The sequence below is a fragment of the Coleofasciculaceae cyanobacterium genome (assembly GCA_036703275.1).
Lineage (GTDB): Bacteria > Cyanobacteriota > Cyanobacteriia > Cyanobacteriales > Xenococcaceae > Waterburya.
Map to the genome: position 1 here is coordinate 1 of DATNPK010000080.1, position 15186 is coordinate 15186.

At 40.8% G+C, this 15186-nt stretch carries 15 protein-coding genes; 8 read left to right on the forward strand and 7 right to left on the reverse strand.

The features are described from left to right. A partial coding sequence (locus V6C71_15220; GenBank protein HEY9769819.1) for a DDE-type integrase/transposase/recombinase occupies positions 1-217 on the forward strand: 217 nt, incomplete at its 5' end. Positions 218-626: 409 nt separating this feature from the next. On the opposite strand, the gene V6C71_15225 is transcribed toward V6C71_15220, so the two are convergent. From V6C71_15225 to V6C71_15240, 4 genes are all read right to left on the reverse strand, one after another. Next, positions 627-881 carry a UPF0175 family protein gene (locus V6C71_15225; protein HEY9769820.1) on the reverse strand — a complete coding sequence of 85 codons (255 nt, stop codon included), beginning with the start codon at positions 879-881 and terminating at the stop codon, positions 627-629. After that, entirely contained in the window at positions 881-1339 is a 459-nt protein-coding gene (locus V6C71_15230) for a hypothetical protein (protein ID HEY9769821.1), read from the reverse strand. The genes V6C71_15225 and V6C71_15230 overlap by 1 nt, the downstream gene beginning before the upstream one ends. A 77-nt stretch (positions 1340-1416) precedes the next feature. Continuing rightward, positions 1417-4884, reverse strand: coding sequence for a DUF3987 domain-containing protein (locus V6C71_15235; protein ID HEY9769822.1), 3468 nt, complete (start codon positions 4882-4884; stop codon positions 1417-1419). A gap of 674 nt (positions 4885-5558) precedes the next feature. Then, positions 5559-6962 (reverse strand): helix-turn-helix transcriptional regulator, encoded by a 1404-nt coding sequence (locus V6C71_15240; GenBank protein HEY9769823.1) that lies wholly within the window; start codon positions 6960-6962, stop codon positions 5559-5561. Between the two features lie 262 nt (positions 6963-7224). On the opposite strand from V6C71_15240, the gene V6C71_15245 reads away from it, so the two are divergent. From V6C71_15245 to V6C71_15260, 4 genes are all read left to right on the forward strand, one after another. Beyond that, the gene (locus V6C71_15245; GenBank protein ID HEY9769824.1) at positions 7225-7509 is read left to right on the forward strand and encodes a hypothetical protein; all 285 of its coding nucleotides are present in this window, start codon (positions 7225-7227) and stop codon (positions 7507-7509) included. A gap of 174 nt (positions 7510-7683) precedes the next feature. Then, a complete protein-coding gene (locus V6C71_15250) occupies positions 7684-8457 on the forward strand; it encodes an AAA family ATPase (protein HEY9769825.1) in 774 nt (257 codons plus the stop codon). Then, a complete protein-coding gene (locus V6C71_15255; protein HEY9769826.1) occupies positions 8454-9380 on the forward strand; it encodes a ParB/RepB/Spo0J family partition protein in 927 nt (308 codons plus the stop codon). Before V6C71_15250 ends, V6C71_15255 begins: the two co-directional genes overlap by 4 nt. Positions 9381-9470: 90 nt before the next feature. Continuing rightward, positions 9471-12407, forward strand: coding sequence for an AAA domain-containing protein (locus V6C71_15260; protein ID HEY9769827.1), 2937 nt, complete (start codon positions 9471-9473; stop codon positions 12405-12407). 35 nt (positions 12408-12442) lie between these two features. Here V6C71_15260 and V6C71_15265 read toward each other — a convergent pair whose 3' ends face one another. Genes V6C71_15265 through V6C71_15275 form a run of 3 tightly spaced genes read right to left on the reverse strand, consistent with a single transcriptional unit; the run spans position 12443 to position 13358 of the window. Then, the gene (locus V6C71_15265; protein HEY9769828.1) at positions 12443-12649 is read right to left on the reverse strand and encodes a hypothetical protein; all 207 of its coding nucleotides are present in this window, start codon (positions 12647-12649) and stop codon (positions 12443-12445) included. Continuing rightward, on the reverse strand, positions 12649-12825 hold the full coding sequence (locus V6C71_15270; GenBank protein HEY9769829.1) for a DUF5615 family PIN-like protein: 177 nt from the start codon (positions 12823-12825) through the stop codon (positions 12649-12651). Before V6C71_15270 ends, V6C71_15265 begins: the two co-directional genes overlap by 1 nt. Then, the gene (locus V6C71_15275; GenBank protein HEY9769830.1) at positions 12822-13358 is read right to left on the reverse strand and encodes a DUF433 domain-containing protein; all 537 of its coding nucleotides are present in this window, start codon (positions 13356-13358) and stop codon (positions 12822-12824) included. The genes V6C71_15270 and V6C71_15275 overlap by 4 nt, the downstream gene beginning before the upstream one ends. Before the next feature lie 268 nt (positions 13359-13626). On the opposite strand from V6C71_15275, the gene V6C71_15280 reads away from it, so the two are divergent. The 3 genes from V6C71_15280 to V6C71_15290 form a co-directional block, all read left to right on the forward strand. Next, positions 13627-14232, forward strand: a complete 606-nt coding sequence (locus V6C71_15280; protein ID HEY9769831.1) for a tyrosine-type recombinase/integrase — start codon at positions 13627-13629, stop codon at positions 14230-14232. Continuing rightward, positions 14219-14491, forward strand: a complete 273-nt coding sequence (locus tag V6C71_15285; protein ID HEY9769832.1) for a tyrosine-type recombinase/integrase — start codon at positions 14219-14221, stop codon at positions 14489-14491. The genes V6C71_15280 and V6C71_15285 overlap by 14 nt, the downstream gene beginning before the upstream one ends. A 436-nt stretch (positions 14492-14927) precedes the next feature. Beyond that, a partial coding sequence (locus tag V6C71_15290) for an IS6 family transposase (GenBank protein ID HEY9769833.1) occupies positions 14928-15186 on the forward strand: 259 nt, incomplete at its 3' end.

Genomic DNA, 15186 nt, shown 5'->3' on the forward strand with positions numbered 1-15186 from the left:
CAAGTACTTGAACAATATAGTCGAGCAGGATCATCGTGGCGTAAAACATCTGATAAATCCTGGCATGAGCTTTGGCTCTTTTAATTCAGCCCGAAGAACGATCAAAGGCTACGAAGCGATGAACATGATTCGTAAGGGACAAATCCAAGATGTGGAAAAAGGTGATGTAATGGGACAAATCTCTTTCATTAATCAAATCTTCGCAATAGCAGCTTAAATTACTGGATCTTCTATCAAATATTTTCGCCTTGTTTATTATTTGCGACACAACCATCGAACCTGTCAGGGAAAGACCATTTAATCTAGCGATTCGTCTGCCAACTGCTTCATCAATACAGACAGTTTGGATATTTTCATCTAATGCCAGTTGAATTACAGCAGCTTCACCCAAATCTAATGAATTAAGCAAAAAAGGTGAAATATTAAGATAAGTATCTTTCTTATGTAACCAATTAGCTGCTTCAAACTCAGCCACAGCAAAACCATCGCGACCACCTGCTGTAATCTCTTGGCAAACTTCAAAAGGGACTAGCACCTCTGTATAAAGAGAACGCAGAACAGTTAAGTTTCCCAAAGCTGCTACCAAAGTAATAAGTGGTGAGGTGTTTATGACAATTATCTCTGGTCTAGGCATTTTCCATGTCCGATAGAAGTTCCTCTTCACTGAGATCGAGCATCGCTACTCCATAACGATCCAGATTGAGTAAGAAAGAAACTCTATCGATACCAATTAGGGCTGCTGCTTGACCTGAAGAAAGACGTTTCATTTCAAATAATTTAATTGCCATTGCCCATTTTGCTTCCTGTTCAAACTGCTCTCTGGTTCGCCCAATTGCATCGGGAAAGTTTTCTGGGTAATTAATATTGAGTTGTAATGACATTAAAGTTTTTCCTTCTTGGAGTCGTTTATTTGCTTGAGATCGGCGATTGCGCTTTTTATTTGTAACTGATGCTCTCTTGAGTTCTTGAAATATGTAATCCCTTGTTCTATTTGCTGTTGACGAGGAGTATCAACCCCACCGTATGGTATCGAACCTAACAAAGCAATTAGACGCTTGTTAGGTTCATTTTCTGCCTGTTGATATTTCTGTATTCGTTCGTCAACCTGCTGTTCGACATATCGAGCAATTTCTTCCTCAGTGGTGTCAGCCCAGGATAAATCTGTTCCTTCGTATTGTCGAATAACTTCCCAAATATGTACGGGAATAGGAACCATTACCCGATTGTATGATGCCTCGAATTGGACTCCTTCTATCTCTAAGTAAATAAAATCCTCATCCAAAACTTCTTTATAAAGATGAAAATTCTTTCCGTAAGCAACTGTTACTTTGGTTGACATATTTTTGTCTAAATTTACACTACATAGAAGAGGGTGAAACCTCGGCTAAGAAAAACTGGCAAATTGCTTTTGCTGATTCAAGAGGATAGAGGAAAACACTCACTGACAATTTTTTGAGCGCTCGCCAGTCGCTCCATATAATTGGGACATTTTTCTAGTAATTCTTTGTAACAATTTGTGGCTCGTCGTTCTAACTCATTAAATAAGTTTTCTAACTGTTCGAGAGAAGTAAATCGCCGATGGGGCATAGGAATTGATTCTAAGTCAGCTAAAAATTGAAGTAACCAGTTTAGATTTTGTTTTTGTTCTAAATATGGATAAGATTTATCTGAATTACACTCACTTTTTTCTACAGAGTTTGTATCTAAAACATTAGCAGATATAGCTACATTTTGCTCTTGAAAATAAGATATAATAGCAGGTTTGTTTTGCTCGTTCGCTTCATTCTGATGCACGAACTGCGATTGCTCATACTTTGTTGTCACTGGTGACATATCTATGGTTGATGACGGCTCTAACTCTTGTTGTTGATAGTTTTTAGCTTTTGTCACGTCTGTCGCCGATTCAGAATAATTACTATTTGAATCTCGCTTATTTATAAGTTTCCTTAAAGAAGGTTCGGGTAGTGATTTTGTGTTTTCTTCTTCTTTTAGCTCTGTAGTTTTAGCTGGCTTTTTACCAACAGAAAATAGTTCGTCTTTATCTAGATCGAAAAAACTAGTGGAAGTAGAATCATTCTTATTTTGAGTAGCACAAACGCTAGATATTGAATCATTTACGCGTTCTGGCTGCTGTATGGTTTTACTTGGGAAACCAAAATCATTCTCCGCGTCTCCGTGTTTTTGTGTCGTCGTGTCAATTTCATTTATCTTTCTAAAAGACGATCCCGAATTATTCTGAGTGTCTAATTTGGCAAAGAAACGAAAAGAACGTCCATTTTTTTCTAATGTTCCTTTACCCATCTGTACCAGTTGGTTAATTAGTTCGATGGTATATGCACCTATACCTCGACCAATTTGTTGGGCGCGACGACCAATTGCTTTAATACCTCGATAAAGCTCTCTGGGAGTTACACCATCTGGTTGGACAGTTGCCAGATCCCACATTTTGAGCAGAATCGAACTGATGTTATCGGAATCGGCTGTTTTTTCTCGAACGAGTGCAAAGGTACTGCGATAGTAACGGCATACTTCTACCGCTCGTTCTAAAGTAGCTAGCTGTAATTCGCCCTCATAGCGAGCGCTATTGTAGTAGCATTCAATCAAATGTAACCCCAAAGCAATCCTTAACAATTGAGTGGGTAATTTACGCATCCATGCACGTACTGCGCCACTCGTACTCTGTTCCGCCTGTAAACCAATTTGTTCGACTAAGTTGCTATAGCGACGGTCTGCTGTGGGAGATAATTTAATCTTTCCAGTGGGGCATCGGTCTAGCCAATCATACAGTGGGGGTAAGATATCGCTTAACTCACAGTAGCCTCTGACCCGCTTGGCAGGAAACACTTGGGGAATAGCGTAAAGAAATCGCGCTTGCAGTCCCTGAGCATCATCGGGGTCTTTAAAAGCAGTGCGAAACGCCCCTGGTTGAATTCCGCCAGCGATACTCAAACGGGTTTCGGAAACGGCATAAGAATCGTTTTCCGCGTTAACGCGATCGACAAACGAGCCAGAACCATCCCACATTTTGAGCAAGCACTCCAGCCCCTCATTATCGCCCTTTTTACCCTGGAATTGACCTAAAGACTTAAATAGTCCAGCTATCTCATCTCTAGCCCAAATAGAGCCATTATCGTGCTGCTCTGACAATCTTCGCATCACTGCTTGGATGGTGGCGACTTCAAAGAGATATTTTCGTTCGGGAATAGGGGGTTCGATTTCGAGATCGTCATTCTTGCTCTTACTCTGACAAATTTGTTTGTACTCCTGCATTTCCTCTAGCCAGCGTTTCTTTTCTAGATGTTGTTTTTGTTTGAGATTGGCGAGGATAACGGATTCTGCCCGACTTTTACCCGTACCAGATTCTCCCACAATACAAGTCCAGGCGATCGCTGGAATCGAGTGGGATTCTAGATCTAGGTTGACTCGTTTTCCAGCTAATGAAAGCACTGTAGGGAGAAAATACTGCCACAGGCTAACGGGGTCGATATTCAAAATCGCAGCATCGCGCTTAAAAGCATCAGCTAGAGGTTGAGGAAGAACTTTTTCAAAGTTTAGAGTAGCGTTGTGCCAGTCAATCAGTCGCTCGAATTTAGCCGTATCTTCTGGTTGAATTTCATCGAGGTTCGTGCGAATGGCTGCAACCATTTGCCAGAAGGCAGCTTTACTAATTACCGAACGAGCTTGAAGGCAATCTAAGCGATCGCGTTCTGCATAGTCAATTAAGCCAGCTTTGAGAACATCGGTGACAGTAGTGACAGTAGCGTCAAAACCTAGTAATTCTAGTTTTGAGGTGTCACCGTTTGGTTGCGTGTCACCAGTGACAGTCGCATTTTTGGTTTGACTTTTCTGGAAGTTATGGCGATCGCGACCGCCTGTATTTTTGTTTTGGCTAGCAAAGGGACTCTGCCATCCATCCTGTTTTGCCATATGTGCCAAAGTTCCTAAAGTAACACCACCACCAGAAGAAAACGACCGCCATTTCCGTTCACATTCACCTGGTTTGTATTTTGCCGATTGATTCGACCATTTATCCCAAGCATCGAGCAACGTATCATCGATGCTGTGAAGTGCCATACCCACGTTTAACCATTCGTCGTAGTCCGAAGCGCGATAGCTAGAAACGGCATCGAGGTAAGACAGGGCGAAGTCAGTGTCAGTCCATCTGACGTGCATGGGTGACGGGGTAAAAAAGGCGGTAACTTTCCTCTTCTCCCCTGCTTTTTGCTTAACAGGCTCAATCAGCATCTGCTCGATAATCCAATTGGGAGCGATCGCCACTTCTGTTTCGTCGATGGCACAACCATCAACCCAACGATACTCGCCAGTAGTGGGATGAACCGAAGGAGGTAAAACAGATTGCAAGCTTTGCCAGCGAAATTCTAATTGTTCTGCTTTGCCATCATCGCCGATTACGCCTGTTTTGATTTTTTTGGTTTTAATCGCATGGGCGTACTGTTCGGGAATCAAAAACAAATATTGGCAGCGTCCAGGGCGATCGCTAGTAAAGGCGACGGTGTTTGGTAGAGATCTACCTTCAGACAGTTCATCGATTTTACGGCACGCAGAACCCCCATCTTGGTCTAGTGCCATCAGGAAATGACTATTACCCTCAATGGTCACGCAACGACCCGTAATAAGCCCAAATCCGAGAGGGTGAATTTTTTTAGTTTTACCTTGGATGGGAACAGACACCCCCCCTTGGTTGATTGCCTCAATAAGTTGGGAGGCAGTAAACGGACGCTGTTGCCAGCGATCGCCTAAAGGTTGTTTGTTGTTACCTATTGGCACGAGAGGCAGATCGAGGTCAGTCGCGATGATGCGTTTTAGCCCGTCGATAAGTTTTTGTGTTTTAGAAACGGAATGTACTGATTGAAAAGTAGTCATCTGGCATAGGGAGATTTAGTAATTAACGAATCATGCCAGAGATTGAAAATGCGTGTTTTGAGTTGGATCTATATTGATCTAAATATATATATTGATCGGGTTTGTTTTAAAACGCTGAAACAATTGCTGCGTAAGGATCGTAAAAATGAGTTTATGGCAGCATCGGGAGGCAGTTTATGGCAGCATCGGGATGAGTTTATGGCAGCATCGGGAGGCTTTTGTTTTAAAGGTCTAAGCTAGATATACCAATACTTTGAGGTCGATTTTTTCAAGTTTTTTTTTAAAACAAAAATTTTTCTTTTAAAACACGCATTGTTGGCTACAGCGAGCGCAAAAAAGCAATCAAAAAAATTTTTCTAGCCTTTATCCAGTAAGGGATATAAGACAATTTTTACTAACAAACGATACGAAGGGGAAGTTTATGGCAGCATTAAGATGCTTTTGTTTTAAAGGTCTAAGCTAGATATACCAATACTTTGAGGTCGATTTTTTCAAGTTTTTTTAAAACAAAAATTTTTCTTTTAAAACTCAAATATTTAACAATAGCGTTCGCTATTATGTGAAGTAAAGAAAAGCTCAAAAGCATACTCCATGAAGCATTTGAAGCACAAATTATTATGCAGACGACCAACCTTGATGTAGAAAGTTTGTGGCAGTACTCTAGAGAGTTTGTTCTAAATTTCTAAAAGTTTGCCTATTTTTCTTCTCAGCTTTTTGCTAACCGCTCTCTTATCTCGTTCGATGAGAGAAACTAAGTTTTGGGATACTCCTAGAAAACCAGCTAATTGTCCCTGACTCCAGCCTTTTGCTTTTCGAGCATCTTTGATTTGAGTTCCTGTTAGTTCGGTAGTTTGTGCTACTAGCTCTTTTATATTTTTTGGGGATGGGTCGATTTTTGATTTAATCTGTTTTGGTTGAGTTTTAGCAGCTAATAACTCTGGAATAGGTGCTGGAGGATGAATTGTTATTTTAGCAGCAAGCAACTGCTCGAAGTAACTGCGTGGTTTCCTTGCTTTGCTATCAGGACGTAATTCTTCTAGATAGCTAACAGGGTCAAATTCAATTTGAAATGCCCTTGAGAGTTCAGACAACACAATCAAAGCATGATTCCAGCGATTGGTAAGTTTGCGAGCTTTATCGCTATTTTCTAAGGCTTTGTTGATAACAGTCTTTGGTAAAAGAGCTTCGAGTAAGGTTTGTACTTTGTAAGTTCCACTAATATGAAATCGACTTTCTATAGTTAAATGAAGTCCCAATCGCAATGCTAGATCATCTTGGTAAGGATCGATTTTGAGAATATCTTGAGCTAAGTAACCAAATTGATATAAAGCTTTTCTAGCTTCGCATCCAGCCCTGTTTAAAAAACTATCTGTCCACAAACCAGGACGAACTGTAATGATTCCTTCTTCTGGTTGTTCTACCTTACCTTGCAGATTTTGTTGTCCGACTAGGTGGACTCGAACATTCCAGATTCGCGAAGTTTCTACACTCGCCATTAATCCGCCTTTTCGGTGTCTACCTTCTACCCAAGTAGCTTGAACCGTCAGACAATCTAAAGCAAAAGCGTGTTTGGCTATAGTTTTAATTTTCTCATATCTTGGATAATGGTTGTTGTTCCAACCAATTTCTTCAATCAAATCGCTAATTTTGAGATTGAATTCATTCACCCAAGGCTGCTCTTGTCGCATGGTATGAGCAGCGAAAATAAGGTGTAATTTGGCGGTGTTTGTGCCAAACTTATCGATGATTTGTAGAGCTTCCTCCCAAGGTAAAAGGGATATATCACCTGGGTTGGTGATGTAATGCTCGATAATGTTACTGGATTTTCCTTTAGCTCGATGTAGAAAAAAGGCTAATCCTGAAGGGTCTTTTTCCCACAAATCTTTTCTTAACTGAGCGCGGAGACTAGACACCATCGGAGCAGAAGTAGCAGCAGGAGTAAAATATTCGTCCTTCTTGTATAAACTCGGTTCGGTATTCGGTAAATCGGTAAGTTTACTTACTTCCATTATATCTACAGAAGCGATATTTTTTTTGGTTTCTTTTGTTTCAACAGAAGTAGTCTGTTTTCTTTCCATCTTGCTCCATCTTAAATTGAAGTAGTACCTAACGATAGTTACTCGAATAACGGAGTATTATTAACTAGTAAAAAATTATTAACTATATTAGTATTAGTGTAGCTTTTTAGCTAAAAAGAGATTAAAAAGTATCGATCATCTTAAATATTCTTCAACTACAGCAATGTGCAGAAAGTTTAAGACTAAAAGTAATAATGCCATACTGCGTTCGACACAATCTTCATCATTTATTATTGGCTAGATGTTTAGATGACTTATCCACATGGATGCTAATACTTTTTGTGAAAGATGGTTTGAAATCGATAAACTAACCCAGCAGGAAAAAGAAGAAGCCAAGAAAGTTTGGGGATATAGAGCTAAATGCGTCAGGCTACTTAGTGCTGTCTTAAAGAAACCGACCAACACAGTTGATAAATGGGGTTCGCGGTTTGAAAAAATGCCTAAAGATCTGGAGTCTTCCTTATTCTATGCTGATTCTATTAGACTCTTAATTAAGACTATGCCCCAAGACTTACTCTATCTCTACTTGTCAAAAAATCAAATTTAAACAATACTCGAATAAAAGAGTATAATATTTTTGATAAAGAATTGAGAAAATCAATTATTTTTGAGATAGACAATAAATAATGAGTAGGTACTAACCTAAAAGAAGAAATTCAAAAAAATTCAGGAATCAAAGATTTTTTGATGCTAATACTTTAATTTAGGACTTTTTAGCCCCGTGTCTATTAATTCTAATTCTTGCCGAATTATCGCCATATTTAACCAAGCTGGGGGAGTAGCGAAAACTACCCTGACCCATAACTTGGGTTATCACCTAGCACAAAGAAAACATCGGGTTCTCCTCATCGATATGGACCCTCAAGCAAGTCTGACTAAATTTATGGGCTTAGTACCAGCGCAGTTAGATAAAACAGTTGCTGATGCCATTATTGAAGAACAGCCCTTACCCATTACCGAAGATATTCACGGTATAGACTTAGCTCCTACTAATAGAATCCTCTCCACTACTGAAATGCAGTTAGTCAGTGCCGAAATGCGCGACCTGCGACTCAAAGAAGCTATAGAACCAGTTAAAGATGCTTACGACTTTATCCTGCTCGACTGTCCCCCCAGTTTAGGCTTACTCTCTTACATTTCCTTAGTGGCAGCTACTCATGTTCTCGTTCCCATTGAAACTCATGTTAAAGCTTTCGAGGGAACTAACGAGCTTTTACAAACCGTAACCAGAGTTAAAAATCGAGCTAATCGTTCCTTAGAGATAGCGGGTTTTGTTCCTACCCGTTATGACCGCAGAAATTCAGCCGATACTCGAACTTTAGGCGCAATTTCTACACAGCTATCAAGCTGGGGCAAAGTTTTTCCCCCCATTCCCCGCGCCACGTCTTTTGTTGATGCTTCTGAAGAGCGAGAACCATTAGCTGTTTACGACCCCAAACATTCGGCTGTTACTCTTCTTGATTCTTTAGCCACTGCTATGGAGGAACTATCATGAGTCGTCGTAAAAGTGAAAAACCATTTGGTAGTCAGATTAATGCTCCTTGGGCTGATGAATCTAAAAGCGAGACAAAAGCAGCAGCTACTTTAGTTTTAATTAAAGAAATTCATCTCCCCCCACAACAACCCCGACGCTATTTTGACCCCGACGCTTTGAAGGAGTTAGTCAACTCGATCGAACAACATGGTATTCTCCAACCCCTCTTAGTACGTCCTATGACATCAGGAGGCTATGAACTCGTAGCAGGAGAACGACGCTATCGGGCAGCAATGTCAAGCGAACTAATTGAAGTCCCCGCAGTGATTCGCGAACTGAGTAATTCCGATGCTCTTACCCTTGCCCTAATCGAAAATCTCCAACGGGAAGACCTCAATCCTGTAGAGGAAACTGAGGGAATTTTACAACTGCTCTCTCTGCACCTTGAAATTACTGTAGAAGAGGCAATTTCTCTACTTTATCGCCTGAATAATGAATCTAAAGGAAAAGTTACCCGTAACGTTACGGGTAAAGAGACGGTCGCTCAAGTAGAAAAACTTTTCAACTCCATCGGCACTATGAATTGGTCGTCTTTTGTCAGAAATCGTTTACCTTTGCTCAAGCTGCCTCAAGATATCAGAGAAGCCCTCCAATTGGGAAAAATTGCTTATACAAAAGCTACTGTAATTGCACGGATTAAAGACGATCGAGTTCGTAACTCTTTACTGTTAGAAACTATAAAAAATAACCTCTCATTGAGCCAAATCAAAGAAAAGATCGAAGAGCTTCAGCCAAATTCAGACAAGCCATCAGACCCCCTTCCAAAGCGTCTTAAAACTGCTTACCAACAAATCAACAAGTCAAAGGTGTGGTCAGACCCCAAGAAACGACAAAAACTAGAAAAGCTTTTAAGTCAATTAGAAGCTCTAACTTCAGCCAAATAACCCAAGTCAAAAAAGTTACCCGTAACGTTACGGGTAACTTAAAACTCCGCCGTCGCTCAAGTAAAAAAACAAGCCAGGATAGTAAGCGCAATGAGAATCGGGTCAGACAATTTTAGAAATTCTAAAAACTCATCTTTGACTGGTCAAAGCAATAATTCTCGCTCGGCTGAGGCGAAAATTAGAGCAATTATGGCAATCTGGCTTGACTATATTCGACTAGAAGATCTAACCAATGCTAAGGTAGATGCACAACGTCATGGAGTTGACTACGTATGGGATAAAGGAGTTAGTCTCATTGGCAATCATCTCATTATTGACAAGACATTATTCAAAACTCTAAAGCAAAAAAAGAAGGCTTGTGCCGACCGAAATAGAGAAGAGGACTATCAGATTGCCGTGGCATTTCCAAGTATTGCTCAGTTTGAGAATAATCTTCGTAAATTTCGTCCCCTCTTTACCATCGATCTTACTCCTATCTTGTCGGTCAACTATCGTCAAAAAGGATGGGATTTAACCGAGTTCGAGTTTCATCCCGTTTTACCCAACCTAATTAAATTTTACGGAATTGAAGAAGAAGAAGCAGAACGTCTGCCCACACGCGAAGGCTTATTTGTGTTTCTCGAAGCCGTTTTTAATCGCACTTTTCCGACCCTGCAAGATTTTCTGAACTTAATCGAACTTCCAGAAAAGCCCTTACGTTGCCAACCAGTACCTTATCTACTGCGTTTTGGCTTCGCGAATTATAATCACCATCTAAAAAAAGATTTTCAAAATCTTCAGGGACAATTGGACTATCCCTGGCCAATTTCAGGACATCCCGCTTACGAGTATCTATTTGGTTTACCTCAACCTCCCAAACAAGAGCAATTATTTCTCGGTGCTTGGGCTACCTCCCCTCCCGATGAAGCTCAAGCAACAGCCCTCAAACATTCTTGTTCTCACGGTCTGACGGCGGTAATTGGACCACCAGGACACGGCAAAACTCATGTCGTGCTGCATAAAATAGCGCAACAGGTGGTCGAGCGGGCTGTCAAACTGGCACAACAGGGATTAGATGAGAATAACTTGACCGTAGTAGCCAGTACTAACAACCGTGCGGTTAACAATGTTGAAACTTATCTTTCAGAACAATTTGACAATGACTTTTTCTATTTATCTCAAGCAGGAGAAGATAGAGATAGCTTGAGAAAGAAAGTTTTGCCAAAATTACAAGCTGCTCTCAATTGGTTGAATGAAACGACGTTCGAGCAAGCCGAGTGGGAGCAAGCCAAAAAACGGTTATTGTCGGCGGTCGGAGAATTTCAATCTTATCGGGAGCGGGCTGAACTAGAGCAAAAACAACGAGTATCTGACGAACGACAATTAGAGCAGAATCGAATCGAGATTGAGAAACTAACTCAAGCAATTGAAGCGATACAGAGCGAACAGCAGCAGTTATCATCAAATGAAGAAACCGAATGTTCTCAGTTTCCCCGCGAGCCAATTGAAAGGATTGCTAGGGCAATTGAATCAGCAACAAGAGCGTTACCTACAGAAACCAGACAACCCCGTTCTTGGTATCAAAACTTAGGGAATTGGCTATTATCATTGTGGCGGGTTTTCAAGGGACAAACGGATGGAGCTATTATTGCTCGTCTCAATAAAAACATCAATGAAGATGTTGCCAGGACTAAAAATACTCCCTTCCCCTTAGAATTAATTGTCAACCGCAAGCATTTAGAATATTGGCGAGCGCAAATAGCTGGGCAGCTTACGGCTGCCGAAGAATGGCAACAGAGATGGTTATTAAAACAGCGTAACAGTTCTCAGTTACAAACCCTACAGCAACAGATCGTTTTCCAAAAACGTCAACAACAACAAATACCGAAAAAAATAGCTAGTTATTCCGAACGAGATTTTTACAGTTGCTTTTATACCGATTATCATCAACTTCAAGTGCAATTATTCGAGCTATCTTGGCAATTTCAGCTTTCTACCGCATTACGAAGAAAAGAAGCAGTTATCGAAAATATCCGAACTTATATTGGCGTATTAAATGGTGAATGGGAAACTAAACGTCAGTTCAAGCGTAATTGGCACTCTGTTTACCGCGACCTCAGCCTTCTGTTTCCCGTTTTTCTCAGTACTCTACAGTCCCTGCGTCGTCTGTTTCCCGAACTACATAATGGCTGTATAGATCGAGCGTTCGTCGATGAAGCGGGTCAGATTACCCCCCATCAGGTCTATCCCTTGTTAGTCCGCAGTCGCCGAGCCATGTTTTTAGGAGACCCCTGGCAACTAGAGCCTATCGTTTCCTTGAGCGATTCAGATAAAGACCTATACAGAGCCAAAGCGTTTTTTGCCCGACAACTGACGGATACTGACTACGACCGCTATAGTCCGACCGCTATAACGGCATATCACCGAGCAGCAGGAGGTAGCGGGCGAGTGGGAGATTTGGGCAACGGGATCGTTCTTAAATATCATTATCGCAGCGTCCCTTTGATTGCTCGTTTTATCTCTCAACTCTGTTATCCAGAGATGATTATCAAAACATTACCCTCACCTTCACGAATGGGAGCTAATTTAATTGCTTGTCATGTAGAAGGACAACAAACAGACCATGTTAATCAAGCAGAAATTGAGGTAGTTAAAGACTTAATTAAAGAATTACTCAAAGCAGGATACAGTCTCAACTCGAATGATAATTCAGATACCATTGGAGTAATTTCCCCTTACCGCCGTCAAGCAGACGCTTTAACCAATTCATTACGGTCGCGTTGGTCGGATTTTTCTAGCAACAGTATAGGTACGGTTCATACTTTTCAAGGAGGGCAAAAATCAGTAATAATTCTCTCTACTCGTCAATGTCATTCCTCAGATAGTCTTTGGTTTATCAATCGTCGTCCTAATCTGCTCAACGTTGCGGTTAGCCGTGCCAGGGAACTGTTTATTTTAGTAGGGAATTTAAAGCTGCTTAGAGAAGGAGAATACAGCAAATTGTTAGTTGAATATATCGAGCAATTTGGAGAAATACGTATGTTGTAATTACGTTAGAGCGGACAAGTACCTTGAATAATTAATTAAAGTAAAGTTTCTAGCTGCTTTGTGCCATTAATAGAAATATAAAGCACTCGATTAATCATGTCTCTACCAGCTTCAATTTCATGCTGGATAAATTTTACTGCTTCGGTGCAGATCTCAATCTGTTTGTTACGCAGTAAATCACCTTCAACTATAAACACGATTCCTGCATGAACCTCAAAAGCAAGAGCAAATTTCTCACGCATCACCTACACTCTTCAGTTACTACAATTCTGTCTTCATTAAAAGCATACTCTAAGATTTGGCGATCGCTTTTTCCTAATAATCCTCGATCTCTAACTGCAACTGCATCAATTAAAAGCTGTTCGCATAGATAACGGGCGACATATGGCGAAAGATCTTCATCAATTAAAAACTTCATCCTTTTCTTGGTCTACCCATAACAGGATAAGCTTTGACATAGAGTGGAGCGAATTTGAAGTCTAACTCAGACAGATAGGGGTAATCTTCTTGAATAACTTGCAGTGACTCACCGCGAGCGATTATTTGACCAACATGATGCACGGACAAGCGAGAATTCGGAAAAACTGTTTGACCTGCCATGATCTCAGGATCGCTCACTAGATGGCTTTTCCATCGATTAAATTGAGAGATCAATTCCGATAATTCTTGACTAATAGTATTTAATTGTAAGACGAAGAATTTAGCAAATTCTACAGTTGAAGCGTGTTCTTCTATGGCTTCGACTAAACGTTGATACAAAGCAGTGCGATATTTAACGGAAAACTCAAAATCAATTTCTTTGAGCGCACGTAAATATATTAAAGCAGCAAAAGAAAGACGAGGCACATCTTCCACAGGTTGAATTACTCTGTATTCTATTTCTTTATAAACTCGTTTGGGTGGTAAGTAAGCAAAGGCTGCTGCTTCGTTGGGAGTAAATATAGTTTCCATCTTAATATAACTATTCCCTGTATAGGGAATAGTTTAGCATAGTAGCAGGTAATGGTTAGATATTTGATTCCGCGCCTGTTGTAGCGTAGCGGTTAGAGTGGCTGCGGACAGAGAACACACAAAGAGTGCGCGCCCTAGTAACTTTTGCCCGCGCCACTTTAAACAACAGGCACACAGGGGGGTTTGGGGGGCAGTATGCACCCCAAGCATTTATTTAACTCGATCGATGATATAGTATGAGTCAACAAAACTCGATTTTTGATGAGTCATGAACCTCAAAATTATTCGGCAAACAAAAGCCACCATTGACTCGGAAATTATCGTTTCTTGGTTGTCGGACAAGTCCTCAAGCTCTCGCGTTACCTATGCGGGAGCGGTGAAGCAGTTTTTGACCTTTACGGGTCAGACTTTGGCTGATGTGCGGGTAGAGGATATCCAGCAATGGGTCAGATCCTTTGAGTTGAGAAACTATTCTCCCTACACTATTAAAGTAAAAATCTGCACCATCAAAAGCCTTCTGACCTACTGTTATGAAGTGGGTTATTTGTCCGTTAATGTGGGCAAGCTGGTTAAACCCCCCAATCCGAAACAGGGTTTGAGTCAACGCATCTTAGATAGTAATGAAGTTGAGAAACTGATTTTGGCTACCTCCCCTGGACGCGATCGCCTGTTATTTTCGCTGATTTACGCTTGTGGGTTGAGAGTAAGCGAGATATGTGCGTTAACTTGGAAAGATTTGACGAATCGTGATGAGGGCGGTCAGGCTCTTGTTTACGGTAAAGGACAAAAGAGTCGGATAGTGTTGATACCTAATGGTTTATGGCAGGGATTAAATCAATTACCTCCTAGTCATAAGACTGATGCGGTGTTTTAATAGTTATCGTCACAAACCATTAGAGAGAACCTGGATACACAAGCTGCTCAAAAAAGCTGCTCAAAAAGCTGGTATTAATCCCGCAGCATCATCTCACTGGTTGAGACACAGCCATGCTACCCATGCTCTAGAAGGAGGGTGTGACCTACATTTGCTACAGCAATCTCTAGGACACGCCGATCTGGGAACGACGCAGAAATATCTGCACGCTCGTCCCGACCGAGGGAGTAGTCAGCATTTATCTAATAATCTGTGGTAAGAGATTATCGGGCGCGGAAATCGGAGCGTGAATGTAACGGCAAAGGAAGATAAGTTGGTTGTCATATTTTTTTGGTTCTGTTGCAAAATTTTTTAATGGACAGAAAAACTCTGTAGATAACTAATTTCTTAGACAGTAATCCCAAAAAGAGAATGAATAAAATCTCTTTGTCCCAATACATCGCCTTTAGCTATATTTTCAACTTGACCTTTGCGAAGTATATTCATAATCTCATATCCTCTCAAAGTTCTCCAGGCTGTATGGAAATATTGAAAATACAAGTTGTATTTAGCTAACTTTTTGGGAAACCTATGGTCTTGTTAGATTATATTATTGAGATACTTCTGTTGTCTCAATTCACATTCAGTAGAAAAAAAGGTTGTGTCGCAAAAAGTGATAGTTTAGGAATTTCTTGACTCTTACTTACTCCTGATTTATGGTTCGATCTCAACCCTTCAAATGGCGACATTTTCAAGCAGAAATTATCTTACTTAACGTGCGTTGGTATTGCCGTTATCCCCTCAGCTACAGGAATTTGGAGGAAATGATGCTAGAGAGAGGACTTGAAGTTGACCATAGCACCATTAATCGTTGGGTACTTGATTATGCCCCAGAATTAGAGCGGCGTTGTCGCCCTCATCTCAAGTCTACTAATGATTCTTGGCGTGTGGACGAGACTTATGTGAAGGTCAAGA